This is a genomic window from Microlunatus sp. M237 (assembly GCF_056896895.1).
Genome location: NZ_JBXHBL010000004.1, coordinates 150,976 through 175,420 on the forward strand (window position 1 = coordinate 150,976; position 24,445 = coordinate 175,420).

Below are 24,445 nucleotides of genomic sequence, written 5' to 3' on the forward strand. Positions count from 1 at the left end.
AGGCAGGAGTGCGATGAGATTCGAGGGTCAGATCGCCGGCATCGGCAGCACCTCGGGCGTGCGGGTGGTCGTCGGCATCTGGGACGCCACCCCGATGGGACCCTTCGCCGATGTGATGCTGCAGCAGGCCGACGGGCACCGGGTGCTGCTGGCGCCGGACCAGCGGATCGCTGACTTCATCGGTGGCACCTACCGCTTCGACGAGATCCGCATCGGTGCAGTCCAGGTGACGCGCCACGACAGCACGTACCGGGTCCGTGCTCCGGGTCTGGAGCTGCAGTTCGAAGCCGGACCGCGGCTGCCGATCGGGAAGCTGCTCCGCCTGGTGCCGCGGCGGCTGGCGACCTGGCCGGCGTGGCTGCGGGTTCTCGACCCGGTGGCCCGCGTGGTGATGCGCGGTGTGCGCACCTACGGCTCCGCCGGGGCCGGACGGTCGGAGTTCTACGGCGCCTACGACGTGCACGCGGTGGTCAGCGCCGCCGGCAGCTGGGAGGGGTCGGCCCTGGGGCGGCTGATGACGGTCACACCACCGGTGACCTTCGGATTCGGGTCGACCCCGGCCGCTCCGGCAGTGACCAGCATCGTCACCACGGTGCGCTGACCGGTGGAATCCACGCCCTCGACGCAGGATTGGCGAGCGGGTGGCGCCGGCGCTAGAGTGACGCCCCGGTCAAGAAGCGGCCAGGACGTCGAGAGCTGTGCAGTGCCCAGCTCCAGGACACGACAGGGCTTCTGATGCCACCAACCACCTTCGACCGCGCCGCTACGAAGACCATCGGGGTCACCGACGAGCCGATCTTCGCTTCCCGGGCCGCTCAGCTCGGCACCCGGTCCCAGCTGGGGGCCTCGCCTGAGCTGGTCAACGCGGCCCCGGCGATGCGAGACGATGGCGGCATGCGAGTGCGGACCCAGGCCCCGGGGAGAACAACGGGGTGTGCGAACTCCGCGCGCCCGACGACCGAACCGATGCAGGTCCGCCGGTGATCGGGTCGGGTCGCCGGTCGTCTCGTCGGATGGCCGAAGCGCAGCGCCGTGCGCCGGCGGGCTTCGTCGAGGAGCTCAGCCGCGTCGACGGTCGGCTCGTACGGTCGCTGCGGACCGGCACGCTCCGCGACCTCCCGCCGGTCATCCTGCTCCCCGGTCTGGGCGCTCCCGGCTATCTGCTGCCCCTGATGGAGCGGCTCGGCCGCTGGACCGAGGTGACGGTGCTCGACCTGCCCGGCTGGCACGCGCACCGGGGACGCTGGCCCGCCACGGTCGACGGCGTGGCCGACGCCGCCTCGAGGTGGCTGGAGGCTCATGACGTCGACCAGGTGGTGTTGGTCGGGCATTCGTCGGGGGCCCAGTCGGCGCTCCGGGTGGCGCTGCGCGAGCCCCGCCGGCTTGCTGGTCTGGTGCTGGCCGGACCGACCCTCGACCGAGCTGCGCGCCGACCGTGGACGCTGGCGAGGCGGTTCGTCGCCACGTTGGCACGCGAGTCGCTCGACGAGCTGCCGGGCGTGCTGCCGTGGTACGCCCGCAGCGGCGGCGTCGGGTGGCTGCGACTCGTCAGGTCGGTGGTGGCGGACCGTCCCGAGGACCTGATCTGGCGGGTCCGCGTCCCCCTGCTGGTGGTCAGCGGCGAAGCCGACCCGTTTGCACCACCGCGGTGGGTGGAGCAGCTGGCGAGTCTGGCTTCGCAGCGCAGCGTGCTCATCCCGGGCGCGCACAACACCCCGTACACGAACGCCGACGAGCTGGACCGGGCGATCCATGACCGGGTGCGGCTCTGGTCAGCCCGAGACGTCTCCCCGCTGGCTGACCTCGAGGCTCAGGAGGCCGTCGCCGCGGAGAGCAGCTGCAGCAGTCCCTCGGGGCCGCCGGCGGTGTAGGCCTGGCGCTGCCGAGCGGCGCCGGAGCCGTGGTCGAGCAACCGGCTGAGGGCCGTCTGGACCGCATCCTCATCCCCCGACGCCCGGAGGGCGGTGCCGATACGCAGCACCAGCGTGTCGATCACCTGGACCGCCGGACGGAGTTCGGGACTGGGTCCGGTCAGGTCGACGACCTCGGACTCGAGCCCGAACCGCGCCGCCTGCCAGGAGGCTGCGCGGACCACCGCGTCGGACAGTCGTGGCTCAGCCACGCCGTCCGCGGCCTCGTCGAGGGCGGTGACGACCAATGCGCGGATGACGGCGGCCAGACAGGTTGCGGTGTCGACCTCGAGGCAGACATCGCAGACCCGCAGCTCCACCGTCGGGTAGGAGTCCGACAGCCGCATCTGCCAATACAGCTGACCTCGGTCGAGTACGGACCCGGTGGCCAGCAGAGCCTCGATCGTGTCGGCATAGTCGGCGTGGTCGCGCCACTGCGGTGGTGGCCCTTCGACCGGCCAGCGCTGGGCCTGCACGGAACGCCAGCTGGCGAACCCGGAGTCGATCCCGCGCCAGTAGGGGGAGTTGACCGACAGGGCGAGCAGCACGTGCAGCCATGGCCGGAGCCGGTTCATCACCGTCACGCCGAGCTCCGAGCTGGGTACGCCGACGTGGACGTGCATGCCGCTGATCATCTGCGCATCCACCAGGGCCGGTGCCCGGTCGCGGATGTCGCGATATCGGCTGTCGTCGGTGACGGTGGCGTCCGGCGCCCACAGCGGTGCTGTCCCCACAGCGGCGAGCACCAGCCCGTGCCGGCCGGCCACCTGCTGGAGGTGACGTCGCGAGCGGCGTAAGTGCTCGCCCAGCTCAGCTCGCTCCACACTGACCGGCGTCGCCACCTCCACCTGGCAGCGGACGAGTTCGGGCTGCAGGTCCAGTGACTGACCGGCCCCCGTGCTCGCCTCGGCCAGCACCCGTTGTGCGGCGCTGACCGGGCTGCCGTTGGTGCGGGACAGCAGCAGGTACTCCTCCTCGATGCCGAAGGTCACGGGCTTGGCGCTGGAGGAGGTGGAGCCTCGCCACACGATCGGCGCCTCGATCGACGGCAGCGGTCCGGGATCACCGTCGATGATCCGGTAGGGGGCGCGCCGCCGGGGAGGGATCTTCGCGATGCGCTCGTTGACGGCGCGCGCCAAGAGGTTGTGCTGGTCCGCGGATAACCTCGCCGCACCCGTCAGGTAGGCCCCGATCTCGATCTGCCCGACCTCGCCGCCGAGGCCGAGATAACTCGTCCACAGCTCGTCGAGGCTCGCGCCGCAGGCATGGAAGGCGGCGATCAGGCCGCACTGAGCGTCGTCGGCGATGCGTCGGCCAGACATGAGTCCTCCTCGAGAAGCCCCGATCATAACGCCCGCCGTTCCCGGCTCAGGCGAACAGAGCCTGGCCGACGTACTCGCCCGGGGCCACCCCTCCAGGTACGGCGAACAGGGCCGAGCCGGTGTGCTGCAGATATTCGCTGAGTCCGTCGCGGCGCCCGATCTTCGTCTGGATCGGGATGAAGTGGGTGCTGGGGTCGCAGACGTAGGCGAGGAAGAACAAGCCGGCGTCGAGTCGGCCCAGACCGTTGCTGCCGTCGACGAAGTTGTAGCCACGACGCAGCATCTGCACGCCGCCGTTGTGGTCGGGGTGCACCAGCCGTACGTGCGCGTCGGTGGCGATCAGCGGCTCGTCCGCGCGCCCGGTCAGGGCGAAGTCCGGGGCCGAGAACTCCGAGCCGCCGGACAACGGCGCCCCCTCGGCCTTGGTCCGACCGATCACCCGTTCCTGCTCGCTCAGCGACTGCCGGTCCCAGGTCTCGATCGTCATGTTGATCCGGCGCGCCACCAGATACGAGCCGCCGACCAGCCAGTCGTGCGCGGACCCGGCGGTGGGTTTCACCCACACGTGACCGGCCAGCAGAGCCGGGTCCTCGGACTTGAGATTGGCCGTGCCGTCCTTGAAGCCGAACAGGTTGCGCGGGGTGGTCTGGGCGGTGGAGGTCGATGACGTACGTCCGAAGCCGAGCTGGGACCACCGCAGCGACACCACGCCGAAGCCGATCCGGGCCAGGTTGCGGATGGCGTGGACGGCGACCTGCGGATCATCGGAGCAGGCCTGGATGCACAGATCGCCGTCAGAGCGGGCCGGGTCGAGGTTGTCGCCGGGGAAGTGCGGCAGGGTCTGCAGCGAGGGTGGACGGCGCGACTCGAGACCGAACCGGTTCGCGGCGAAGAGCGACGGACCGAAGCCGAAGGTCAGCGTCAGGCCGGCGGCGGGCAGCCCGATCGCCTCACCGGTGTCGTCGGGCGGTGAGTCGTAGTTGCCGCTGGTGGGCCCGATCTCGCCGGCGGGCAGCCCAGCGGTCATCCGCGCAGCCGCCTCGGTCCAGGCATGAAGGAGCTGGATCAGGTCGTCGCGGGAGTCGGTGACCACATCGAAGGCCGCGAAGTGCAGCCGGTCCTGCATCGGGGTGACGATGCCGGCCTGGTGATCGCCGTAGTACGGATACTGCAGCGGTCCCGGAGCGGTCGTGGCCGCTTCCACCTCCTGCTTGCCGGCCGCGAGACCGCCGCCGAACGCGGCGCCGATCCCGACAACACCGGCGCCGGCGGCACCGAGCAGACCCCGCCTGGAGACCCCACTCGGGGTCGCTGCGACGGCGGAGGTGGAGCTGTCCAGGATCTCGGGGGACCCTGACGTGCTCTCCGCGTGGAGTCTGCGTCGACTGCGTCGAATCTTCACCGTTCTCCTTGGATCCGAGGACGTTCTGGTTCAGGCGAGATGGTCAGACGATGGCCGCTGTGAGCTTCGATAGCGGCTCGGACAAGGCATTCACGGCGTCGGACAGCTGCTTCACCTCGTCGGTGCTGAGCTCGTTGTAGAGCACGAAGCCGTCCCCCTTCTTCTGCTGGTCCAGCAGCTTCTGCAGAGCGACGAACCTCGCGTCGATCTGCTTATCGAGCTCGGCGTCCTTCTTCTGCAGCAGGGGCCGCAGACCGTCGAACCCGACTCGGGCGCCGTCCACGTTGGCCTGGAAGTCCCACAGGTCGGTCCTGGACCAGTATTCCTCCTCGCCGGTGACCTTCCCGGTGGCGACCTCGTCCAGCAGCCCTTTCGACCCGTTGGCGATCTGGTCGACGGTGTAGCTCAGCTTCTGCACCCGGGTGTTCAGCTCGGCGGTGTTGGCCACCAGATCCTTGGTGTACTTCTGCCGGCCGGCGTCGTCCAGCGGCTGGTAACCCTTGGCCCGGGCCGGCCACAGATCCTTCTCGATCCGGTGCCATCCGGTCCATTCCTGGCCCTTCTCCAGGTCCGCCTCGCGCAGGTCCATCTTGGGGTCGAGGTCACCGAACGACTCGGCCACGGTCTCGATCCGCTCCCAGTGGGTCCGCGCCACGGGGTACAGGGCCCGGGCCTCGTCGTCCTTGCCGGCCAGATACGCCGCAGCGAACTCGTCGGTCTTGGCCACCAGCTGGGCGGTCTGGTCCTTGACGTACGCCTGGTAGTTGCGGTTGGCCTCGTCGACCAGGGTCTTGTCGTCGCCGGCCGGGGTCAGGTCCGCGCCTGAGTCGGACACGCTGAACGCCGAGCGGATGCCCTCGCCGACCATGCCTGGCTTGCAGGCGGTGAAGTAGCTGCCGGGAGGTGCCGTCAGCACCAGGTCCCGGGACAGGCCGGGCCCGATGTTCTCCACCTCGCCGACGATCCGCAGACCGTCCTCGGCCAGCAGATAGAACTCGGTCACCTTGGTGCCGCCGTTGGTCACGGCGAACCGCAGGTTCCCCGACGGTGCCGTGGCCGCGGACAGCTGACAGGTGGTGTCGGTGGCCTGGACGGCGAGGGTGCGCGGATCACCACCCGGTGAGGCGGACCCGGAGGTGACGTTGTCGGTGCACCCGCCGAGCAAAGGCAGGGTGAGGATCGCGGCGGTCGAGAAGCCCGCGAGGGTACGGCGACCGGTCGGACGCAGGTTCATGCTGATGTTCCTCCAGAGAACGGGGATCGGGCCGGCGCGGACGGGGCCGGCGCCGGGCGGACCGGGGAGCGGTTGCGCCGCCCGGCCCGGATGAGAAAGACGGCCATGACGGGGATGACGTACAGCGCCCACACCGTCGCCTCGAGGACGGTGGTGGCGGGGGAGAAGTTGAAGAAGCCCTTGAGCAGCGTGCCGTACCACGACGTCGGGGGGATGGTGGCGGAGACGTCGAACGCGAGGGTGTGCAGACCGGGCAGGAACCGGGCCTCTTGGAGGTCGTGCACGCCGTAGGCCAGGACCCCGCCGGCCACCACGATCAAGAACGCGCCGGTCCAGGTGAAGAACCGGCTGAGGTTGATCCGCAGAGCCCCGCGATAGATCAGATAGCCCAGCAGCACCGCCGTGGCCAGCCCGAGGGCGGCGCCGATCAGCGGGGTGCTGGTCGCCCCCGACGCGCGACTGGTGGCCTGGGTCGCCGCCCACAGGAACAGCGCCGTCTCCAGCCCTTCCCGGCCGACGGCCAGCATCGCGACCAGCGCGAGCGAGAACCGGCCACCGTCGGCGGCGTCGTCGACCTGGGCCCGGAGGGTGCCCGAGAGGCTACGTGCTGCCTTCGCCATCCAGAAGATCATCCAGGTGACGAAGCCGACAGCGACGATGGACAGAATGCCGCCGATGAGCTCTTGGGCCTCGAACGTCAGCCCCCGCGGGCCGTAGGTGAGTGCTGCGCCGAAGGCCAGGGAGATCGCCACGGCCAAGCCGATCCCGGCCCAGACCCGGGGCAGCAGCGATCGGCGGCCGGACCTGACCAGGTAGGCGATCAGGATGCTGACGACGAGAGCGGCTTCCAAGCCCTCCCGCAGGCCGATCAGAAAATTGGCCACCATCTTCGTCTACCTTCTCGGTGTTCGCGGAATCCGGACGCCCGGACCTCAGGGGTCCGAGAGGTGGTTCGTCGCGATGAGGGCGAGCCTAGGCTAACCTAACTCGCGGATCGGGGCCTGGCAAGAGATCGCGGAGCCCACGGACTGAGCGGACGGGCGCTCCGCGCTCGAGTCGGTAGGCTGAGACGCGGTGTGCCGGGAAGTCTGGTCGGCGATGAGTCCGTCTACCCCGAGAGGTCCTTCATGTCCACCACTCCGCCCGGTCAACGTCTCTTCGGCCGGGGCAGTTGGCCCGAGGCCAGCCGGATCGGCGAACTGCTGCGGCAGGAGACCGTCGGTGGTGCGCTGCTGCTGGTGGCCACCGTGGTCGCGCTGCTGTGGGCCAACTCGCCGTGGTCGGCCGACTACATCGGCCTGCGCGATCTGACAGTGGGTCCCGCCTCGCTGCATCTGGACCTGACGCTGGGGGAGTGGGCCGGAGACGGCCTGCTGGCGATCTTCTTCTTCGTCGCGGGGCTCGAGCTCAAGCGCGAGTTCGTCGCCGGCGACCTGCGGGATCCGCGCCGGGCCGCGCTGCCGGTGGTCGCCGCCGTCGGCGGGATGATCGTCCCTGCCGTGTTGTACGTGGTGGTGAACCTCAGCACCGGCGATGGCGCATTGCAGGGCTGGGCCATCCCGACCGCCACGGACATCGCCTTCGCGCTCGCGGTCCTGGCCGTGGTGAGTACCCACCTGCCGGTGGGGCTGCGGACGTTCCTGCTGACGCTGGCGGTGGTCGACGACCTGCTGGCCATCGTCATCATCGCTCTCTTCTACACCCGCGAGCTGCACCCGCTGCTGCTGCTGGCGGCCCTGGTGCCGTTGGCGCTGTTCACCGTGGCGGTGCAGCGACGAATCCGTTCCTGGTGGCTGCTGCTGCCGCTGGCCGCGCTCACCTGGGGCTTGGTGCATGCCTCCGGCGTGCACGCCACCGTGGCCGGCGTGCTCCTCGGCTTTGCGGTACCGGTGATGCGCAGCCAGGCGGCCGGCGGCCCGGACGCGGGCCCGGGACTGGCCGAGCACTTCGAGCACCGGATCCGCCCGCTGTCGGCCGGGTTCGCGGTCCCGGTCTTCGCCTTCTTCGCCGCCGGTGTCACCATCGGCGGCTTCGACGGACTGCGCACGTCGCTGGCGGACCGGGTCGCCCTCGGCATCGTGGTCGGCCTGGTGGTGGGCAAGACGATCGGCATCTTCGCGGCGACCTATCTGATGGCGCGGTTCACCCGGGCCAGCCTGGACGACGAGCTGCGCTGGGTCGACGTGTTGGGCGTGTCGATGCTGGCGGGTATCGGCTTCACCGTTTCGCTGCTGATCGGCGATCTCGCCTTCGGCAGTGGCAGCGTCCGCGACGAGCACGTCAAGGTGGGGGTGCTGACCGGCTCGGTGCTCGCGGCGGTGCTGGCGTCGATCCTGCTGCGGGCCCGCAACCGGACGTATCGACGGCTGTGGGAGCGGGAGACGATCGACGAGGACGCCGACGGCACCCCCGACGTCTACCAGAGTCGGGACTGACGCCTCCGACCGCCGGCCGTGGGCCGTACGGTGGGGTCCATGGTCCGACGACTTCCACCGGTGCGCCGGCGCCGCATCCTGATTACCGGGGCCTCGTCAGGTCTGGGGGCACAGATGGCCCGGCAGTGGGCCGCCGACGGCCGGGCACTCGCGCTCTGCGCCCGGCGCCGCGACGAGCTGGAACGGCTGCGCGACGAGCTCGTGCGCGACCACCCGGACTGCACGGTGCTGATTGAGGCGCTGGACGTCAACGACCCCGCCGCCGTCGACGATGTCTTCGTCCGCTGCGCCGAGACGCTCGGCGGACTGGACCGGGTGGTGGCCAACGCCGGCATCGCCCGCGGCGGGTCGGTGGGCCGGGGATTCGCCGAGGGGAACCGGCAGACCCTGCAGACCAACATCCTCGGCACCCTCAACACCGCCGAGTCGGCCGTCAGCATCTTCCGTCGTCAGGGGTACGGCCACCTGGTGGTCATCTCGTCGATGGCGGCGTTGCGCGGGCTGCGGGGACCGATGAACGCCTACTCCGCCTCCAAGGCAGCGATCGCCACCCTGGCCGAGGGCATCCGGTCCGACCTGTGGAACACCGCGATCGCGTGCACCACCATCCATCCGGGCTACATCCGGACCGCGATCAACGCCGAGGACCCGCACGTGAAGTGGGCCGTCGATGTTCGGACCGGCACTGCGGCGATGATCGAGGCGATCGAACGGGAGCCGGCCCGGGCATACGTGCCGACTCGGCCGTGGGCGCTGATGGCGGGGCCGATGCGGGTGCTGCCGCTCGGCGTGCTCCGCCGGATCAGCGGCTGAGGCGCAGCCCCGCGCGACGTCTGCGCTGAAAAGGCGACGGCCCCCGCCGGAGCTCGGGGTTTGATCAGCCGGACAGGGAACGACGGGTGAGCAGCTCGCTCTTGGCGTACTTGCCGATCTGCTGGGTCGCGATGCCGTCCATCACGGCGCCGATGCCACCACCGACCAGCGGAACCCGCCGGGTGAGGCTGAGAGCGAGGCCCTTCCCGCTCATCCGGCCGAGCAGGTCCGCGACCACCTCGTCGGCCACCCGGCGGTCCAGACCCGGGTCGAACACGGGTGCGGTGGCGATCGCCATCGGCGAGGTCGGCAGCTTGCCGTCGACGATGTGCTTGGCCACGGTCTCACCGCCGAGCAGACACATCACCAGTGCGGTCCGGACCCGGTTGTCGTCGAGGTCGTAGCCCCTCAGGTGCGCAATTGCGGCGACCATCCGGACCTGGACGATGGCCACGCCGGTGAGGTTCGCCGGGATGGCCACCGGCAAGGTGGCGATGCCGCCGATGTTGGTGACGAAGCCCTGGACCGAGCCCAGCCGGACGTGCTGGTCGATCACCGCCTCGATCGCGGCCTCGACCGAACCGCCATGGCGCTCCAGCTGGCGGGCCGCCGCGGCCTTCGCCCCGGGGACCTTTCCGACACCGTCGATCGCCGCTTCGAGCACTCGGCGCAGGACGCCACCGGCCGCTTGTGAGCCGCGGACGACAGGCCCGATGCCGCGGACGATCATCTTGCCTACCTCCTGTGCTGACGGCATGCGGGCCTCCCAGGGCGTATCGGGGTCGCGGCGCCGGACGACGGCAGTCGCAACTCCCAGCGTACGTGTCCGATCGTGGTCCTGGCGGGTCGCTGACCCGGAGGCGACCCGGACCCAGCCCTGAGCGGCGACCTGAGCGGCCAACGACCCGCGCGGCGAAGGTGCCCGGGGGAGCGGGCAGAATCGAGCTCGTGCCCACCTCGCCCTTCGGACCGCCGCGCCGCTGGCGCCGGAGCGACCTGATCGCGCTGTCGCACGAGTTCGACGCCGATCTCGTGCTGGCGGCGTACGCCAACGGGGTGTTCCCGATGCCGGCCGAGGACGGGCTGATGGGCTGGTACTCCCCGCTGCACCGGGGCGTCCTGCCGCTCGACGGGCTGCGGGTGACCCGGTCGCTCCGCAAGACGCTGAAGCGCTACGAGGTGCGGATCGACACCGACTTCGACGCGGTGCTGGCGGGCTGCGCCGATCCTGCCCGTGACGGCGGCTGGATCGACGACGACATCACCTCGGTCTACCGCGAGCTGCACGCCCAGGGGGTGGTGCACTCGGTGGAGGCGTGGACCGGCGACGGGCAGCTGGCCGGCGGGCTCTACGGTGTCAGCATCGGCGGGCTGTTCGCCGGTGAGTCGATGTTCCACCGCCCCGACATCGGGCGGGACGCCTCCAAGGCGGCCCTGGTCGGGCTGGTCGAGCTGCTGACCGCCGCCGGCGACGACGGGCGGTTGTTGGACGTGCAGTGGGTGACGCCCCACCTGGAGTCGTTGGGCGCTGTCGAGATCAGTCGGCAGGAATATCTGCGCCGGCTTGAGGTCGCTCTGGCCCTGCCGGCACCGAGCTGGGGACCATAATGTCGTCATGCCAGAGATGCCAGAGGTGGAGTCGCTCGCGCGGTTCCTGACTGACAGATGCGTCGGTCACGCGATCGCCCGCGTCGACCTGGCCGCGTTCAGCGCCCTGAAGACATACGACCCGCCGCTGTCGGCCCTGGCCGGGCTGGAGATCGACCAGGTTCGCCGCCACGGCAAGTTTCTCGACGTCTCGGCGCAGGGTCTGCACCTGGTCTTCCACCTCGCCAGGGCCGGGTGGCTGCGGTGGAAGGACACCCAGCCGGAGACGCCGCCCCGGCCGGGCAAGAACCCGCTGGCCCTGCGGCTCACCCTGGACGACGGGTCGGGCTTCGACCTCACTGAGGCCGGCACCCAGCGCAAGCTCGCGGTCTACGTGGTGAGCGATCCGATGGACATCCCACACGTGGCCACCCTGGGGCCGGACCCGCTGGCCGACGACTTCGACCTGGCGGCGCTGACCGAGGTGCTCACCACAGCCGGCCGGGCGCAGCTGAAAGGGGTGCTGCGGGACCAGCGCACGCTGGCCGGCATCGGCAACGCGTACTCCGATGAGATCCTGCACGCAGCCCGGCTGAGCCCGTTCAAGCCGTCCGGCTCGTTGACCGAGGACGAGCGGACGACCTTGTTCGTGGCCATCAAGGACGAGCTGTCCGGCGCCATCCTGCGTGCCGAAGGGCTGGCGGCGAAGGACCTCAAGGGCGAGAAGAAGTCCGGCATGCGGGTGCACGGACGGGCCGGTGAGACCTGCCCGGTCTGCGGTGACACGATCGCCGAGGTGTCGTTCTCCGACTCCGCGCTGCAGTACTGCCCGACCTGCCAGACCGGAGGAAAGAAGCTTGCCGACCGGCGGATGTCCCGCCTGCTCAAGTAGGGCTGTCGTCGCCCGTACGGTTCCAAGGCCGGCCCATCCCGGCGCGATCGACCCACCGAGGAGCCTCATGACCACCCTGGCCGTCACCGGCTCGACCGGCGCGCTCGGCGGCATGGTCGCGCGCGACCTCGCCGGCCGGGGCATCCAGCAGCGCCTGCTGGTGCGGACCCCGGCCAAGGCACCGGCGCTTGACGGTGCGGTCGTCGTCCAGTGCTCGTATGCGGATCGGGAGGCGTCCATCCGGGCCCTGTCGGGCGTCACCACCGTGTTCATGGTCTCCGCCGCGGAGGCGGCCGACCGCGTCGACCAGCACCGTACGTTCGTCGACGCCGCCGTCGAGGCCGGGGTGCGCCACATCGTCTACACCTCCTTCGCCGGTGCGGCTGCGGACTCGGTCTTCACCCTCGGCCGCGACCATTACGCCACCGAGCAGCACATCCGGGCCTCCGGGATGGCCTACACCTTCTTGCGGGACAACTTCTATCTCGACTTCCTGCCCGAGACGGCAGGCGACGACGGGGTCATCCGTGGGCCGGCTGCGGACGGCCGGGTCGCCGCGGTCGCCCGGGAGGACATCGCCCGCGCCGCCGTCGCCGTCCTCGCCGATCCCGGACGTCACCGCGGTGCGACCTACACCCTCACCGGCCCCGAGGCGCTCACCCTGACCGAGGTGGCGGCGACCATCACCGCCGTCACCGGCCGCGCCGTCAGCTTCCACCACGAGACCGTGGCTGAGGCCTACGCGTCGCGGCGCCCGTGGGGTGCCCCCGCCTTCCAGGTCGACGCCTGGGTCTCCACGTACACCTCCATCGCCGCCGGTGAGGTCGCGGACGTGACAGCCGACGTCGAGACGCTCACCGGACGGCGACCGCTCACCCTGGCTGAGCTGCTGGAGTCGCGCTAACGGCGCCGGGCAGGTCAGAATGGAAGGCATGTGGGGACAACCTGAGGTACCGAGCGTGAACCCGTCCGAGCTGGACACCAAGCTGGCCGAAGGCTGGCAGCTGGTCGACGTCCGGACCGACGACGAGTGGGCCGACGGCCGCATTCCCGGCGCCCGCCACATCCCGCTGGACCAGCTGGTCGCCCGTTTCGAGGAGGTCGACCCGCAGGTCGTCTTCGTCTGCGCCGGTGGTGGCCGGTCGGCCAAGGCCACCGAGTACGCCGTTGCGCAGGGTCGGGAAGCCCTCAACCTGGTCGGCGGAGTCCACCGGTGGGCAGACGAGGGCCGGCCACTCGAGGCCTGAACCGTCCCGCACCGCTCGTCGGCCACGCCCGGACCTTCGGCCTCGCCGGGTCAGAGGGTGAGGAACTGGGCGTAGAACTCCCGGGGATCCTTGGCGAGGGACGCCTTGATCATCGCGGACCACTCATCGACGATGACCTCCAGCTCACCGGCCGCGACTGCGTCGAGGGTGGTGGCCACGACCGCGGCGGGATCCATCTTGGCGCCGTCGTAGTCCTTGGTCAGGTCCGTCTCGGCCGCGCCGAGATGTACCGACGTCACCTGGGTGCCCTGACCGGCCAGCTCAAGACGGATGGCATTGCTCATGTTCCAGTTGGCTGCCTTGGACACCGAATACCCGCCCGAGCCGCGCAGTGCGAACCAGGACAGCGCGGAAGAGACGTTGACGATCGCGCCGCCGTCGTTGGCCGCCAGCACCGGCGCGAACGCGCGGACCATGGACAACGTGCCCCAGAAGTTCACGTCCATCTCGGCCCGGACCGGGTCGAGATCGCCCAACAGGGTCGCGCCGGTGGAGATGCCGGCGTTGTTGACGAGCAGGTCCACGTCACCGGCGAGTCCCGCTGCCGCAGCGACCGACGCCGGGTCGGTGATGTCGAGGGCGATCACGTCGACGCCGGGCAGGTCGATGCTCTCGGGCCGGCGGGCGGCGGCGTAGACCTTGGCCGCGCCCCGCTCGAGGAGCTCAGCGGCGAAGTGACGGCCGATACCTCGGTTGGCTCCGGTGACCAGGGCGGTGGATCCGGGAATGTTCATCAGCAGTGTTCCTTCGTAGGTTCCGGCGAGCCCGTGAGCGGGCCCGATCAGCCGGTACCGGCTAGGCTAAGAGTTGACGTTGGCGTCAAAGGCAAGGGTGAGTCGAAACTCCTGCCGCAGCGCCCGGGCAGAAGGTGGGGGTGGACCGATGGATGGGGACCGGACGGACGGGGATATGACGGACGGGGATATGACGGACGGGGATATGACCAGGAGCGCCGGTGCGCATCGGTGAGGTCGCTGCGGCCTCGGGGGTCAGTACCCGGGCGCTGCGCTACTACGAGGAGAAGGGGCTGCTCGGGTCGGTTCGCAGCAGCAGCGGCCAACGGCATTACCCCGACGAGGCGGTGGAGCGGGTGCGCTGGATCCAGGCGCTGTACGCCGCGGGCTTGAGCAGCAGGGCCATCACCCGACTGCTGCCGTGCGTGCACACCGGGGTGGCCACGCCGGAGATGCTCACTCAGCTCACGGCCGAGCGTGATCGGATCGACGCCCAGATGCGCGAGCTGGCCACCACGCGTAACCGGCTGGATGAGGTCATCACCGCCACCCGTCGCCACGCCACCGCTGCGGCCCAGCCTTCTCGCTAGCGTGTCGCCATGACGATGACGCGATTCGATGAGCTGGTCACCGAGCGGCTCTGGATGCGCCGCTGGCACGACGACGACCGCGCGCCGTTCGCGGCGATGAACGCCGATCCCGAGGTGATGCGGCACTTCCCCGCGCCACTGGACGAGTCGGCCAGCAACGCCTTCGTCGACCGGATCGAGCAACGGTTCGAGGAGCAGGGATTCGGGCTGTGGGCGGTCGAGCTGCGGAGCAGCGGGGAGTTCCTCGGCTACACCGGACTCAATCCGATGCCGCCGGGAACGCCGAGCGAGGGCGGGATGGAGATCGGCTGGCGACTTCGGCGCGCTGCCTGGGGTTACGGCTACGCCACGGAGGCGGCCCGGGCCGCCCTGCGGCTCGCGTTGCATTCGCTCGGCCTAGCCGAGCTCTGGTCGATGACGGCGGTGACCAATACCGCCTCACAGGCCGTGATGCGCCGGATCGGGCTCGTGGAGCACAGCCATTTCGACCATCCGAACCTGCCGGTCGGCCATCCGCTGCGCCCGCATGTCCTCTATCACTCGGCGGCGGGTGGCCCCGCGGAATAGCCGCGCCACCTGTGTCGTTCACTATGGTGGTCGACTCGCCGAGCCGGCCGCCCGGGCAACGTCGCCTCCTTGTTCCAGTCCCACCGGAGGCTCCGCATGCCGAACATCCTCGCCACGACTTTCGCCAACTCCCGCGCCGCCCGCGCACAGCGCCAGCACCTGCAGCGGCAGCGGAGCGGCTCCACCGCGTTGACCCAGCGCCGTGAGGTGCTGGCGGTCTTCGGCCGGTACCCCGACGAGCAGACCCCCGAGATGCGCGAGATGCTCGCGCGGCAGAAGATGCAGCTCGTCTGAGCGTCGATCCGCCCGCCGTCCGCGGCGTGTACACGAGATGACGTCGTATCCAACACTTGTCGACGTTGTCTGGACCTTGCCGGGCCAGTGTCGCCTGCTGTGTGAGGGTAGAGACCGTGTCCTACCCGCACCCCTCGGTGGTCGCCCACCGCGGCTTTGCTTCCCGTCAACCTGAAATGACTATCGCGGCCTATCGGTCCGCCATCGACTGGGCCATCGAACACGGCGTCAGCCTCGCCCTGGAGTGTGATGTGCACTTCAGCGCCGACGACGAGCTCATCTGCCTGCACGACCTCCGCCTCGACCGCACCTCGTCGCACAGTGGTCTGGCCCGCGACCGCACTCTGGCCGAGCTCCGGCAGATCGACTTCGGCTCCTGGATGGTGTCGAACCCAACGCCGGAGCAGCGACAGATCATCACCCTGCGCGAGCTGCTCGGCTTGGTCCGCGATGCGCGGGCGCAGGGTCACGACATCGGCCTCTCGATCGAGACCAAGCACCCCAACCCGTGTGGTCTCGCCGTCGAGGAGGCCGTGGCGGAGCTGCTGACCGAGTTCGGTTGGCACCGTGCTGGGTCCCCCGTGCGGATCATCAGCTTCTTCGTCGACGCGATCACCACCATCGGCGACTTGTTGCCCGAGATCGAACGCACGCTGCTGGTGGAGGGACTCGGTCACTGGGTGGACGGGACGCTGCCCACCGGCGTCCGCGCGGTCGGGGTCGACGTCAAGCTGCTCCAGGCCGACCCCGATCTGGTGGAGCGCGCGCACGCGCGCGGCCACGAGGTGCACGTCTGGACGGTCAACGACCCCGAGGAGATGGAGTTCTGCCGGTCCCTCGGTGTCCACTCCTACACCACGGACTACCCAGACCGACTGATCGCGGTGCTCAAGCGGCATCCGGGCCGCCAGCTCGTCGGGGTCTGAGGCTCAGTCCCGCGCGATCGGACAGGACATGCACCGCGGTCCGCCACGGCCCGAGCCCAGCTCGGCGCCGGCGATGGCGATCACCGTGATGCCCGCCGCCTCGAGCCGGGCGTTGGTCTCCACGTTGCGCTCGTAGGCGACCGCCAACGTGGGAGCGATCGCGAGCGTGTTGTTGCCGTCGTCCCACTGCTCCCGTTCGGCCGTGACCGGATCCAGCCCGGTGTCGATCAGCCGTAGCTGGTCGATCCCCATCGCCGCCGCGGCGGCCTGGAGGAACGGCGCCGGCGATCCCACGACCAGGTCGCCGTCGGGTCCAGCGGTGACCGGAATGGCTGCCAGCCGGTGCGCGACGTTGGGATACATCACCACCGCGTCGGTGTCGACCATGGTGCAGATGGTGTCCAGGTGCATGGTGGCGCGGTCCTGGTCGATCGGCACCGCGAGCACGCTGTGCGCCAGGCCGAGCCGGAACGCCGTCCGCGCCAATCGCTCGACCCCGGCCGGCGTGGTCCGCTCGCCGACGCCCACCGCCAGCACCCCGTCGGCCAGCGCCATCACGTCGCCGCCCTCGAGGTGCTCCTTCTCCCAGCCGTGGATCCGCTCCACCCCGGCGAAGCGCGGATGAAAGGTGTAGATCAGCTCGGTCAGCTGCGTCTCCCGCCGCCGAGCCGGCATGGCCAACGAGGTGACGGTGACCCGATCCTGCACCCACACGCTGGAGTCCCGGGTGAAGAGCAGGTTCGGCAGCGGGTCGACCAGGAAGTCCTCCGGCGCCAGCAGCGAGGCGACCAGGCCGCTGCCGCGTACCTCGTCGTTGCGCAGCCCGGCCATCAAGATGTCGGCCAGGCTGTCCGGGTCCAGCCCGGCCAGGTGGTCGCGCAGCAGTCGCCGCAGCTGGTCGCCCAGCCGCAAACCGCTCAGGGTGAGGTCGATGGCCTGCGCCCGGGCGGCGGCCTCGGTCAGCGTCTCGCTCAGCAGCTCGCTGAGATAGAGCACCTCGACGCCGTGCCCCCGCAATACGTCCGCGAATCCGTCGTGCTCGTCCTGCGCCCGGTCGACCCAGGGGATGCCGTCGAAGAGCAGGGCATCGTTGTTGCGCGGGGTCAGCCGTCGAAGCTCGTTGCCGGGTCGGTGCAGCAGAACGGTACGCAGCCGGCCGACCTCGGAGCGGATGCCGATCGGCGCGGATGAGATCTCGGACATGCAGGGAGACTATCGCCGAGCGTAGCCGTCGTCGGGACGATCAGACGGCGACCGCACGCTATAGCCTTGCCCCGTGAACTCCACCCGGATGCGCGTCGCCTGCATCATCCCCGCCAAGGACGAGCAGCAGGGCATCGCGGCCACGGTCACCGCCGCCCGGACGGTGCCGGGCGTCGATGTGGTGATCGTCTGCGACGACGGCAGCAGCGATGCCACCGCGCAGCATGCCGGTGCGGCCGGCGCCATTGTGGTGTCGCACAAACGCAACCGGGGCAAGGCCGCCGCCGTCGACTCCGCGGTCAACGCGCTGGGGGTGCTGGAGCAACGCGACCGACTACCCGAGGCCCGCGCCCTGCTGCTGCTCGATGCCGACCTCGAGGCCAGCGCGGCGGCCGCCGCTCCGCTGATCGAGCCGGTGGTGAGTGGCCGGGTGGCGATGACCATCGGGGTGCTCCCGGCGCAGCGTACGCCGACCGGCGAGGACGCCGGCGGCTTCGGACTGGTGATGAGCACCGCGGCCCGTGGCATCTCCGAGCTGACCGGGTGGACTCCGACCGCCCCGCTGTCCGGGCAGCGTTGCCTGACCCGGCGTGCGTTCGAGCTGGCCAGCCCGCTGGCTGCCGGCTTCGGCATCGAGGTGGGCATGACCATCGATATTCTCCGGGCCGGACTTCCGATCGAGGAGGTCCCGGTCGACCTCTTCCACCGGGCCACCGGGAGCGACCTGCGCGGCCAGCTGCACCGGGCCAAGCAGCTCCGCGACGTCACCCGGGCGTTGAGGGCGCGAGGGCTGGTCGGCGCTGGGATCCAGGACCTCAAGGACAGCGGGGCGGTTCAGGGTCTGGTCCGGCGGTTGCGCCGATGACCCACGCCACTCGCCGCCGGCACGGCAGCCGGGGCAACCCGGCGCGGCCCAAACCGAAGGTGTACGCACCGACGGTGTGGCACCGCGACCACCGCTTCGGCCTCGGGCTGACCGTCGCCGCGACGGTGCTGACCGTGTTCACCGGCTTCCTCGGCAAGTCCGTGGTGACCTTGACCCTCGGCCCGCGGGACTCGTTCCTGCCCCCGTGGTATCTGCCGGCCAGGTTCGGGGTCCCCAATGAATGGCTTGTCTCCGCACTCATCTGGCTGGCCATCCTGGTCGGCGCGGTCGGCCTGTGGATCTCGCTGCGGGCCCTCGCCGACGGCTGGCAGCCACGGGTCAAGCGGATCTTCGCCCTCGGCACTGCGCTCAGCCTGGCCACCATCACGGTCCCGCCCCTCACCTCGGCCGATGTGTTGATGTACGCGGCGTACGGCCGGCTGCAAGCCATCGGCCGCGACCCGTACGACATCACCCCCGCGGAGGTCTTCCGCGGCCAGTACGACCCGGTGCTCACCTGGACCGAGCGGCCCTGGACCGACACCCCCAGTGTCTACGGGCCGATCACGTCCTGGACCCAGCTGATGGCCAACCGACTCGGTGGCGAGAACATGCATGACATCGTGTTCTGGCTGCAGGTGTGTGCGGTGGTGCCGTTCATCATCACCGCCGCCGGCGTTGTCCTGCTGGCCCACGGTGACCGGCAGCGCCAGGCCCGGGCGGCGGTGCTGAGCATCGCCAATCCGGTGCTGATCTGGGCCGTGGTGGCGGGGGCCCACAACGAGGCCCTGTCGGTGATGTTCGCGGTGATGGGTCTGCTGATGATGCGGAAGAGCCCGCTGCTGGCCGGGGTGGGCATCGGCCTGGCCGGCTGCGCCAAGCTCAGCATCGGTATCTGGGGTCTGGCCATGTTGTGGGCGTACCGACGCGAACCGAAGAAGGCGTTCCTGCTCTGCCTGGGCACCGCCGTGCCGATGGCCTTGGCCTACGTCGTCTGGGAGCCGTCTGCGTTCTTCCAGGTTCTGCGCAACGGCAGCTACGTGTCGGTGGGGTCCTGGGCGAACCCGGTGTTCCGCTTCCTCGACCTGTTCCTGCCCTCGGTCACCGCCAAGATCATCGTCGGCACGGTGGCCTATCTCGGGTTGGTGGTGATCGCCTGGATGCTGTCCAGGGTGCTGCCGTGGACCGCCGCTCCCGGCCTGGACCGCGATGCCGACCCGACCCGCGACCCGCTGACCATCGCGCTGCGGACGGCGCTGGTGTTGTCGGTGGCGTGGCTGGTCACCTCGATGTACACGCTGTCCTGGTACGACCTGATCGCCTGGGTGCCGTTGGCCGTGCTGGCCGCGACCAAGCTCGACCGCATCATGTTGCTGCGGATCACCCCGCTGTCGCTGGCGTACGTCCCCGGCCGCGCTGTGGACTTCGGCGAGGCGTTGGACTTCACCGCCTCCCGGATCCGTGACACGCTCAGCCCGGCGATCCAGTTCGGCGTGCTGCTGGCCATCGTGTTGTGGTGGCGCAAGCCGGATCGGCCGGAGCTCTTCCCCCTCCGCGCGCCGCGACAGCCGGCGGCTCAGCAGCCGGTCACCGTGTCGGCGCGCTCCACCGCCCGCCGCTGACGCAGCCTTCGGCGATGCACCTCCTCGTGGCCGAGCTCACCCAGCACGGCCACCCGGCGCTTCGCTAGGGCTCCACCAGGGACGGGTGCAGATCCTCCATCGAGAACCGCCGCCGTCGGCGGACCACCAAGACGCACAGCCCGATGGACATGGCCGCGAGGAACCCGAGGATGAGAACGTCACGCACCAGGTGGTCTGTCGAGCCGCCGGAGATGGTGATCCGGAACGCGTCGATCAGATACGTCATCGGCATGGCGGGCGCGACGACTTGGAAGAAGCGCGGTAACAAGGGGGACGGATAGGTGCCGCCGGAGGAAGTCAGCTGGAGGATCAGCAGCACCAGCAGCAACGACGACCCGACCATGCCGAGCGCGGTCCGCAGCAGGTGGGCGAAGGCGGAGAAGGCGACGGCGGCCAGCGCCACCAGAGCCACGATCAACCACGGATGGACCGGGTTCAGGTCGAGGAACAACCAGACCGCCCCGAGCATCAGCCAGCCGGCGGCGACGGCGAGCGTACCGATGGGCAGCCACCCGCTGACGGCCGCCCGCAGAGCGCTCGCACGCCCGGCCAGGGCCCGTCCGGTGGTGGGACGGAGCACCAGGAAGACCGAGATGCCGAACACCCATAAGGCGATGGAGAAGAACATGGGGGCCAGACCCCGACCGTAGTATTTGGCCGGATTGTCGACCTTCAGCTTCACCTCGGCCGGCGAGGACAACACCTGGACGGCGCGGTCCTGCTGGTCCGCGCTCAGCGCGGGGATGCGGTTCACTCCCGTGGCCAGGCCCCGCTGCAGCTTGCCGGCCCCGTCGTGCAGGGTGCCCAGCCCGGAGTCGAGCTTGGTCGCGCCGGTCTGGAGGTCGCCCAGCCCGTTGGTGAGCTCGGTGGCGCCGTCGGTCAGCTTCGCTGAGCCGGCGTAGGCGGAGTCGATCCCGGTGGCCAGTGAGGAGGCCCCGGTCGAGGCGCTGACGATGCCGCGCTCCAGCCGGCCGGCGCCCGTGGCCACATCCTGGGCGCCGTCGTTGAGTCGGACCAGGTTCCGCCGCGCGGCGCCGACGCGCTTGTCGAGGATGCCGCCGGACTGGACCACCTCGGTCACCTCGGCCACCTGGGTGGTTCCGGCATCGACCGCGTCGGCGATGTCTTCGGCACGACCCGCGGCGGTCGCGACCTGCTGCTGCACGGTGCTGAAGATCGGTTCGTCCGCGAGTTCTGGATAGGCCCGCCGGAGCTGGATCAGGGCCTGGTCGGCAGAGCGGAGATCGGTGCTGATGGAGTTCGACCGCGCACTCGCCTTCTTGCCGATGCCCTCCAGCGTGCGGGACACCCGCTCCGCGTCGGCCTCCACCGCGGGCAGCGCCCGCTGCACGTCGCTGAGCACGGGCACCACCTGGTTGTCGAGCTGCTGGGTGCCGGCGGCTACCGCCGACGCGCCGGACGTGAGCTCCGCCGACCCGCGTTCCAGCCTGCGCAGGCCGTTGGCCAGGTCGGCGGAGCCGGTCTGGGCGGTCCTCAGCCCGGAGGTCAGCGCGGTGGCGCCGCTGGACAGGCGCTGGCTCCCGCGCTCCGCGGCCTTGGCGCCGCGCTCCAGCTTGGCAGCGCCGTCCTGCGCGGTGGCCAGCCCGGAGTTGAGCTCGGCGGCTCCATTACGGGCGTCGACCAGGCCGGCGCGGATGGTGGCGAGGTTGGCGAAGACGGCCCGGAAATAGCTCTCCTCGGCGGACTCGTCCACGGCACGCGCGATCGTGTTCTGGGCGGAGTCGGTCACCGTGCCGATCACGAAGCCGTTCTCGTCATTGCGATACAGCGTGATCTCGGCCCGCTCCGGGTGGTCGGTCTCACCACTGACCAGGTTGGTGGAGAAGTTGGGCGGCACCACGATGGCGAGGTAGTAGTCACCGTTCGCCAACCCCCGGGTGGCCTCGGCCTCGTCCACGTCGTGGTACTGGAACGTCGCCTTCTCGTGCAGGTCGTCGACGAAGTCGCGGCCGGCATCGATCGTCCTGCCCTGCACGGTGGTGGGCCGGTCCTGGTTGACCACTGCCACCGGCAGGTGGTTGAGCCGACCATAGGGATCCCAGTTGGCCGTCACGTAGGTGGCGCCGTAGAGGAGGGGGACGATCAGCACGAACAGCAGGGCGAGCTTGGGCAGCGGACCACGGAAGCGGCGGAGTTCGAACCCGCCGAGGCGGGCGGCGGGGAAGGTCATGGTCAGCTCTCCATGGGGTCTGAGGGGGGCTCGGTCAGGTCGACGACGACGGCGCTCGCCGGGATGGAGAGAGGTTCGGTGGTGCTGGTCACCACCGTGACGCCGGTGTCGGTGACCCGGGCCAGGGCGGCCAGAACCGCCTCCTGCTCGTGCACGGCCAGGTTGCGGTCGAGGTCGTCGAGGACCAGCAGCTGCGCCGGCGCGAGCGTGGCCAAGGCGATGCAGAGGAGGGTGCGGTCCGCAGCCTCGACCTCGTCGACCAGCACACTCTGGTCGAAGGCCGTCCCCAGCATCGTCTCGGCGTGCCCGAACGCTGCCCGGGCGCCATCGACCCGGATGCCCTCGGTCAGGGCACGCTCGGTGATCGACTCGGCGACCGTGAGCTGCCCCTCGAGGTCCACCACCGTGTCGATCCGGGCGACGGCGACCGACGAGCGGACCTGCTGAGCCTGGGTCTGTCCGTCGAAGCCGGCGACGGTCAACCGGCCGGTCCAGCCGCGCATCCGCCCGGCCAGGGTGAGCAGCAGTGCCGAGCGTCCCGAGCCTGAGCGGCCGTGGACCACGACCAGATCGCCCTCGTCCGCGGCCAGATCCACGTCGGTGAACACCTTGTGGTGTCGGGTAGTCAGTGACAGTCCGACCGCGTCGATGATGCGACTACGGACATCGGTATCGGGAAGTGGGCTCGCGGCGGTGGTCATGGACGGCTCCTTTGATACCGATGGCATCCATACCAAGGTAACCACCGGGGGCCGCCGCCATCGGGCTTAGAGCCGACCGGTTCGTCAGTCGGCCAGCGTGCCGCAGGTCAGGTTGGCGATCGCGGCGGTCATGGCCGCCGCCCGGTCCGAGGCGACGAAGCAGGCGTACTCGGCCACGTCGGACAGTGAAGGTAGACGTCCCAACAAGGTGCCCTGCGTCGCCATCGTGGCCAGCCAGCCGGAAAGATCGGTGCCGGCGCGCGCGGCGACCGGGGCGAAGACCTGTGCCACATGGGACGACGTCACGGACTCCGGGATGGCGTTCGGACGAAGACAGATCACCCGGATGCCGTCGCCGCCGAGCTCGCCGGCCAAGACCCGCGAGTACGCCTCGACCGCCCCGCAGGTGGCTGCGTAGCCCAGATAGCCCCGCCCGGGTAGCTGGGAGCCGGGCGTCGAGATGGTCAGGACCACCCCGCTGCGCTGGGCCCGCATGGGCACCGCGACCGCCTTCGTCGTGACGAAGGTCGTCCGCAGCGTCCGCTCGAGCGGGTGCATGAACTCGGCCAGTGACAGCTCGTCCAGCGGGCTGCCCTGGAGGTGTGGAACGCCGACGGCGTTGAGGGCGATGTCCACATGTCCCTCGCTCCTGGTGACCTGCTCGACGTGCTCGCGGACCTGGTCGGTCTCGAAGGCGTCGACGAGGGCGGTCGAGGCCCGTCCGCCGGCGGCCCGGATGTCGCGTGCCACGACCTCCAACGGCGCCGCGGTGCGGCCGACCAGGTGTACGTGGGCTCCTTCCCGGGCGAACACTCGCGCGGTGGCCCCGCCGACCGCGCCCCCGCCGCCGTAGACGATGGCGACCTTGTCCTCGAGCAGCATCGATACCTCCTGTGTCGTGCCACCGTCTCCCGCTCCGGTGGCGAGCTGTTGTGCAACCTATGGTTGCAGTCTGATCGGCACTTGTGCAACCACTTGTTGCACTTCGCGCAACCAGGGGTTGCGCTAGATTCGGCGCAGCCGGACCGAGCAAGGAGGACTGTGGACCACGCAGCAGACAGCATCGAGCGTGAGGTGTTCATTCAGGCGGCGCCGGCCATCGTGTGGCGGGCGATCACCGACCCGGAGCAGGTCCGTCACTGGTTCGGTGACGAGGCCTCGTTCGCGGCCGAGGCCGGCAGTGAAGGGACCGTTGCCTGGCACGGGCACGGCGAGTACCCGATCCGGATCGAGCTGGTCGAACCTGAGGCGCGGTTCGCGTTCCGCTGGATCCGCCGCGTCGGGATGACCCTGGATCAGGGCTCGACTCTGGTCGAGTTCCGGCTCACTGCCGAGCAGGGCGGTACGCGGCTCCGCGTGGTCGAGAGTGGCTTCGCGGCGCTGCCCTGGCCAGGGCCGGAGCGAGCCGAGCACACCGAGGAGAACAGGGCGGGTTGGCGACGCGAGCTCGCCGAGCTGACCCAGTACGTCGCCGACCTGGTCGCCGGTCAGTCGCGCCCATGACGCAGCCCGGCGGGCGCAAGCCGCAGGCGTGGGAGGTGCTCGCCGATGGCACCCGGCGCCAGCTCGTCACGATGCTGCTGGAAGCGGGGGAGGCGTCGGCGACCGAGCTCGCGGCGGAAGTCTCCATCAGCAGGCAGGGGGTGTTGAAGCACCTCGCCGTGCTGGAACGCGTGGGTCTGGTGCATCGGCGGACCGCAGGGCGCGAGGTCAGGTTCCGGCTCGACGACCACCGGCTGGAGACGGCCTCCCAGGAGATGGCGGCCGCCGCGCGCGGCTGGGACGCCCGGCTGCACCGAATCCGAGACCTCGCGGAGAGCTTGGCGCGGGCGGACGATCGCCCGACCTGATCGAGGCCGGGGTGCGAG

27 protein-coding genes are annotated in these 24,445 nt (G+C 70.3%); 17 read left to right on the plus strand and 10 right to left on the minus strand.

Translation table 11 applies throughout. The annotated features are described in order from the left end of the window. Positions 1–13: 13 nt before the first annotated feature. The 3 genes from AC1XX3_RS16540 (at position 14) to AC1XX3_RS16550 (ending at position 1,871) form a co-directional block, all read left to right on the plus strand. Complete coding sequence (locus tag AC1XX3_RS16540; protein ID WP_483322272.1) at positions 14–601, plus strand: hypothetical protein; 588 nt, start codon at positions 14–16, stop codon at positions 599–601. Positions 602–735: 134 nt separating this feature from the next. Beyond that, the gene (locus tag AC1XX3_RS16545; protein WP_483322273.1) at positions 736–984 is read left to right on the plus strand and encodes a hypothetical protein; all 249 of its coding nucleotides are present in this window, start codon (positions 736–738) and stop codon (positions 982–984) included. A gap of 29 nt (positions 985–1,013) precedes the next feature. Beyond that, a complete protein-coding gene (locus AC1XX3_RS16550; RefSeq protein ID WP_483322274.1) occupies positions 1,014–1,871 on the plus strand; it encodes an alpha/beta fold hydrolase in 858 nt (285 codons plus the stop codon). Here the strand turns inward: AC1XX3_RS16550 and AC1XX3_RS16555 are convergent. The 4 genes from AC1XX3_RS16555 to efeU are packed head-to-tail and all read right to left on the minus strand — an operon-like array spanning position 1,811 to position 6,755. Next, on the minus strand, positions 1,811–3,232 hold the full coding sequence (locus AC1XX3_RS16555; protein WP_483322275.1) for a carboxylate-amine ligase: 1,422 nt from the start codon (positions 3,230–3,232) through the stop codon (positions 1,811–1,813). The two genes, AC1XX3_RS16550 and AC1XX3_RS16555, sit on opposite strands and share 61 nt — an antisense overlap. Positions 3,233–3,278: 46 nt before the next feature. Next, entirely contained in the window at positions 3,279–4,634 is a 1,356-nt protein-coding gene (gene efeB, locus AC1XX3_RS16560; RefSeq protein ID WP_483322276.1) for an iron uptake transporter deferrochelatase/peroxidase subunit, read from the minus strand. Between the two features lie 43 nt (positions 4,635–4,677). After that, positions 4,678–5,868, minus strand: a complete 1,191-nt coding sequence (gene efeO / locus AC1XX3_RS16565; RefSeq protein ID WP_483322277.1) for an iron uptake system protein EfeO — start codon at positions 5,866–5,868, stop codon at positions 4,678–4,680. After that, entirely contained in the window at positions 5,865–6,755 is an 891-nt protein-coding gene (gene efeU, locus AC1XX3_RS16570; RefSeq protein ID WP_483322278.1) for an iron uptake transporter permease EfeU, read from the minus strand. The genes efeO and efeU overlap by 4 nt, the downstream gene beginning before the upstream one ends. Positions 6,756–6,995: 240 nt before the next feature. Between efeU and nhaA the strand changes: the two genes are divergently transcribed. Both nhaA and AC1XX3_RS16580 read left to right on the plus strand, forming a co-directional pair. Continuing rightward, positions 6,996–8,303 (plus strand): Na+/H+ antiporter NhaA, encoded by a 1,308-nt coding sequence (gene nhaA, locus AC1XX3_RS16575; RefSeq protein ID WP_483322279.1) that lies wholly within the window; start codon positions 6,996–6,998, stop codon positions 8,301–8,303. 39 nt (positions 8,304–8,342) lie between these two features. Further along, positions 8,343–9,116: an SDR family oxidoreductase gene (locus tag AC1XX3_RS16580; RefSeq protein WP_483322280.1), complete on the plus strand. Its 774-nt coding sequence runs from the start codon at positions 8,343–8,345 to the stop codon at positions 9,114–9,116. A 64-nt stretch (positions 9,117–9,180) separates the two neighbouring features. On the opposite strand, the gene AC1XX3_RS16585 is transcribed toward AC1XX3_RS16580, so the two are convergent. Next, complete coding sequence (locus tag AC1XX3_RS16585; protein WP_483322281.1) at positions 9,181–9,873, minus strand: hypothetical protein; 693 nt, start codon at positions 9,871–9,873, stop codon at positions 9,181–9,183. A 191-nt stretch (positions 9,874–10,064) separates the two neighbouring features. On the opposite strand from AC1XX3_RS16585, the gene aat reads away from it, so the two are divergent. The 4 genes from aat to AC1XX3_RS16605 all read left to right on the plus strand — a co-directional run bounded on the left by aat (position 10,065) and on the right by AC1XX3_RS16605 (position 12,842). Continuing rightward, positions 10,065–10,724, plus strand: coding sequence for a leucyl/phenylalanyl-tRNA--protein transferase (gene aat / locus AC1XX3_RS16590; RefSeq protein WP_483322282.1), 660 nt, complete (start codon positions 10,065–10,067; stop codon positions 10,722–10,724). Between the two features lie 7 nt (positions 10,725–10,731). Then, the gene (locus AC1XX3_RS16595; RefSeq protein ID WP_483322283.1) at positions 10,732–11,595 is read left to right on the plus strand and encodes an Fpg/Nei family DNA glycosylase; all 864 of its coding nucleotides are present in this window, start codon (positions 10,732–10,734) and stop codon (positions 11,593–11,595) included. A 67-nt stretch (positions 11,596–11,662) separates the two neighbouring features. Next, positions 11,663–12,499 (plus strand): SDR family oxidoreductase, encoded by an 837-nt coding sequence (locus tag AC1XX3_RS16600; RefSeq protein ID WP_483322284.1) that lies wholly within the window; start codon positions 11,663–11,665, stop codon positions 12,497–12,499. Between the two features lie 55 nt (positions 12,500–12,554). Next, positions 12,555–12,842 carry a rhodanese-like domain-containing protein gene (locus AC1XX3_RS16605; protein ID WP_483322285.1) on the plus strand — a complete coding sequence of 96 codons (288 nt, stop codon included), beginning with the start codon at positions 12,555–12,557 and terminating at the stop codon, positions 12,840–12,842. A 50-nt stretch (positions 12,843–12,892) separates the two neighbouring features. On the opposite strand, the gene AC1XX3_RS16610 is transcribed toward AC1XX3_RS16605, so the two are convergent. Beyond that, positions 12,893–13,597 carry an SDR family oxidoreductase gene (locus AC1XX3_RS16610; protein WP_483322286.1) on the minus strand — a complete coding sequence of 235 codons (705 nt, stop codon included), beginning with the start codon at positions 13,595–13,597 and terminating at the stop codon, positions 12,893–12,895. A gap of 221 nt (positions 13,598–13,818) precedes the next feature. Between AC1XX3_RS16610 and AC1XX3_RS16615 the strand changes: the two genes are divergently transcribed. From AC1XX3_RS16615 to AC1XX3_RS16630, 4 genes are all read left to right on the plus strand, one after another. Further along, positions 13,819–14,187 (plus strand): MerR family transcriptional regulator, encoded by a 369-nt coding sequence (locus AC1XX3_RS16615; protein ID WP_483322287.1) that lies wholly within the window; start codon positions 13,819–13,821, stop codon positions 14,185–14,187. A gap of 9 nt (positions 14,188–14,196) precedes the next feature. Beyond that, complete coding sequence (locus AC1XX3_RS16620) at positions 14,197–14,754, plus strand: GNAT family N-acetyltransferase (RefSeq protein ID WP_483322288.1); 558 nt, start codon at positions 14,197–14,199, stop codon at positions 14,752–14,754. Positions 14,755–14,850: 96 nt separating this feature from the next. Continuing rightward, positions 14,851–15,048 (plus strand): hypothetical protein, encoded by a 198-nt coding sequence (locus AC1XX3_RS16625; RefSeq protein ID WP_483322289.1) that lies wholly within the window; start codon positions 14,851–14,853, stop codon positions 15,046–15,048. Between the two features lie 137 nt (positions 15,049–15,185). After that, a complete protein-coding gene (locus AC1XX3_RS16630; RefSeq protein WP_483322503.1) occupies positions 15,186–15,974 on the plus strand; it encodes a glycerophosphodiester phosphodiesterase in 789 nt (262 codons plus the stop codon). 3 nt (positions 15,975–15,977) lie between these two features. Here the strand turns inward: AC1XX3_RS16630 and AC1XX3_RS16635 are convergent, their stop codons facing one another. Continuing rightward, positions 15,978–17,177, minus strand: coding sequence for an arginine deiminase (locus tag AC1XX3_RS16635; protein ID WP_483322290.1), 1,200 nt, complete (start codon positions 17,175–17,177; stop codon positions 15,978–15,980). Positions 17,178–17,250: 73 nt separating this feature from the next. Between AC1XX3_RS16635 and AC1XX3_RS16640 the strand changes: the two genes are divergently transcribed. Together AC1XX3_RS16640 and mptB are read left to right on the plus strand one after the other, a co-directional pair. Then, the gene (locus AC1XX3_RS16640) at positions 17,251–18,042 is read left to right on the plus strand and encodes a glycosyltransferase family 2 protein (protein ID WP_483322291.1); all 792 of its coding nucleotides are present in this window, start codon (positions 17,251–17,253) and stop codon (positions 18,040–18,042) included. Beyond that, the gene (gene mptB, locus AC1XX3_RS16645) at positions 18,039–19,664 is read left to right on the plus strand and encodes a polyprenol phosphomannose-dependent alpha 1,6 mannosyltransferase MptB (RefSeq protein WP_483322292.1); all 1,626 of its coding nucleotides are present in this window, start codon (positions 18,039–18,041) and stop codon (positions 19,662–19,664) included. The genes AC1XX3_RS16640 and mptB overlap by 4 nt, the downstream gene beginning before the upstream one ends. A gap of 64 nt (positions 19,665–19,728) precedes the next feature. On the opposite strand, the gene AC1XX3_RS16650 is transcribed toward mptB, so the two are convergent. The 3 genes from AC1XX3_RS16650 to AC1XX3_RS16660 all read right to left on the minus strand — a co-directional run bounded on the left by AC1XX3_RS16650 (position 19,729) and on the right by AC1XX3_RS16660 (position 23,459). Beyond that, entirely contained in the window at positions 19,729–21,876 is a 2,148-nt protein-coding gene (locus tag AC1XX3_RS16650; protein WP_483322293.1) for a YhgE/Pip family protein, read from the minus strand. Between the two features lie 2 nt (positions 21,877–21,878). After that, positions 21,879–22,577 carry an ATP-binding cassette domain-containing protein gene (locus AC1XX3_RS16655; RefSeq protein WP_483322294.1) on the minus strand — a complete coding sequence of 233 codons (699 nt, stop codon included), beginning with the start codon at positions 22,575–22,577 and terminating at the stop codon, positions 21,879–21,881. Positions 22,578–22,661: 84 nt separating this feature from the next. After that, positions 22,662–23,459, minus strand: coding sequence for an SDR family NAD(P)-dependent oxidoreductase (locus AC1XX3_RS16660; protein WP_483322295.1), 798 nt, complete (start codon positions 23,457–23,459; stop codon positions 22,662–22,664). A 159-nt stretch (positions 23,460–23,618) separates the two neighbouring features. On the opposite strand from AC1XX3_RS16660, the gene AC1XX3_RS16665 reads away from it, so the two are divergent. Next, on the plus strand, positions 23,619–24,080 hold the full coding sequence (locus AC1XX3_RS16665) for an SRPBCC domain-containing protein (RefSeq protein WP_483322296.1): 462 nt from the start codon (positions 23,619–23,621) through the stop codon (positions 24,078–24,080). Further along, the gene (locus tag AC1XX3_RS16670) at positions 24,077–24,427 is read left to right on the plus strand and encodes an ArsR/SmtB family transcription factor (protein ID WP_483322297.1); all 351 of its coding nucleotides are present in this window, start codon (positions 24,077–24,079) and stop codon (positions 24,425–24,427) included. Before AC1XX3_RS16665 ends, AC1XX3_RS16670 begins: the two co-directional genes overlap by 4 nt. The last annotated feature ends 18 nt before the right edge of the window (positions 24,428–24,445 follow it).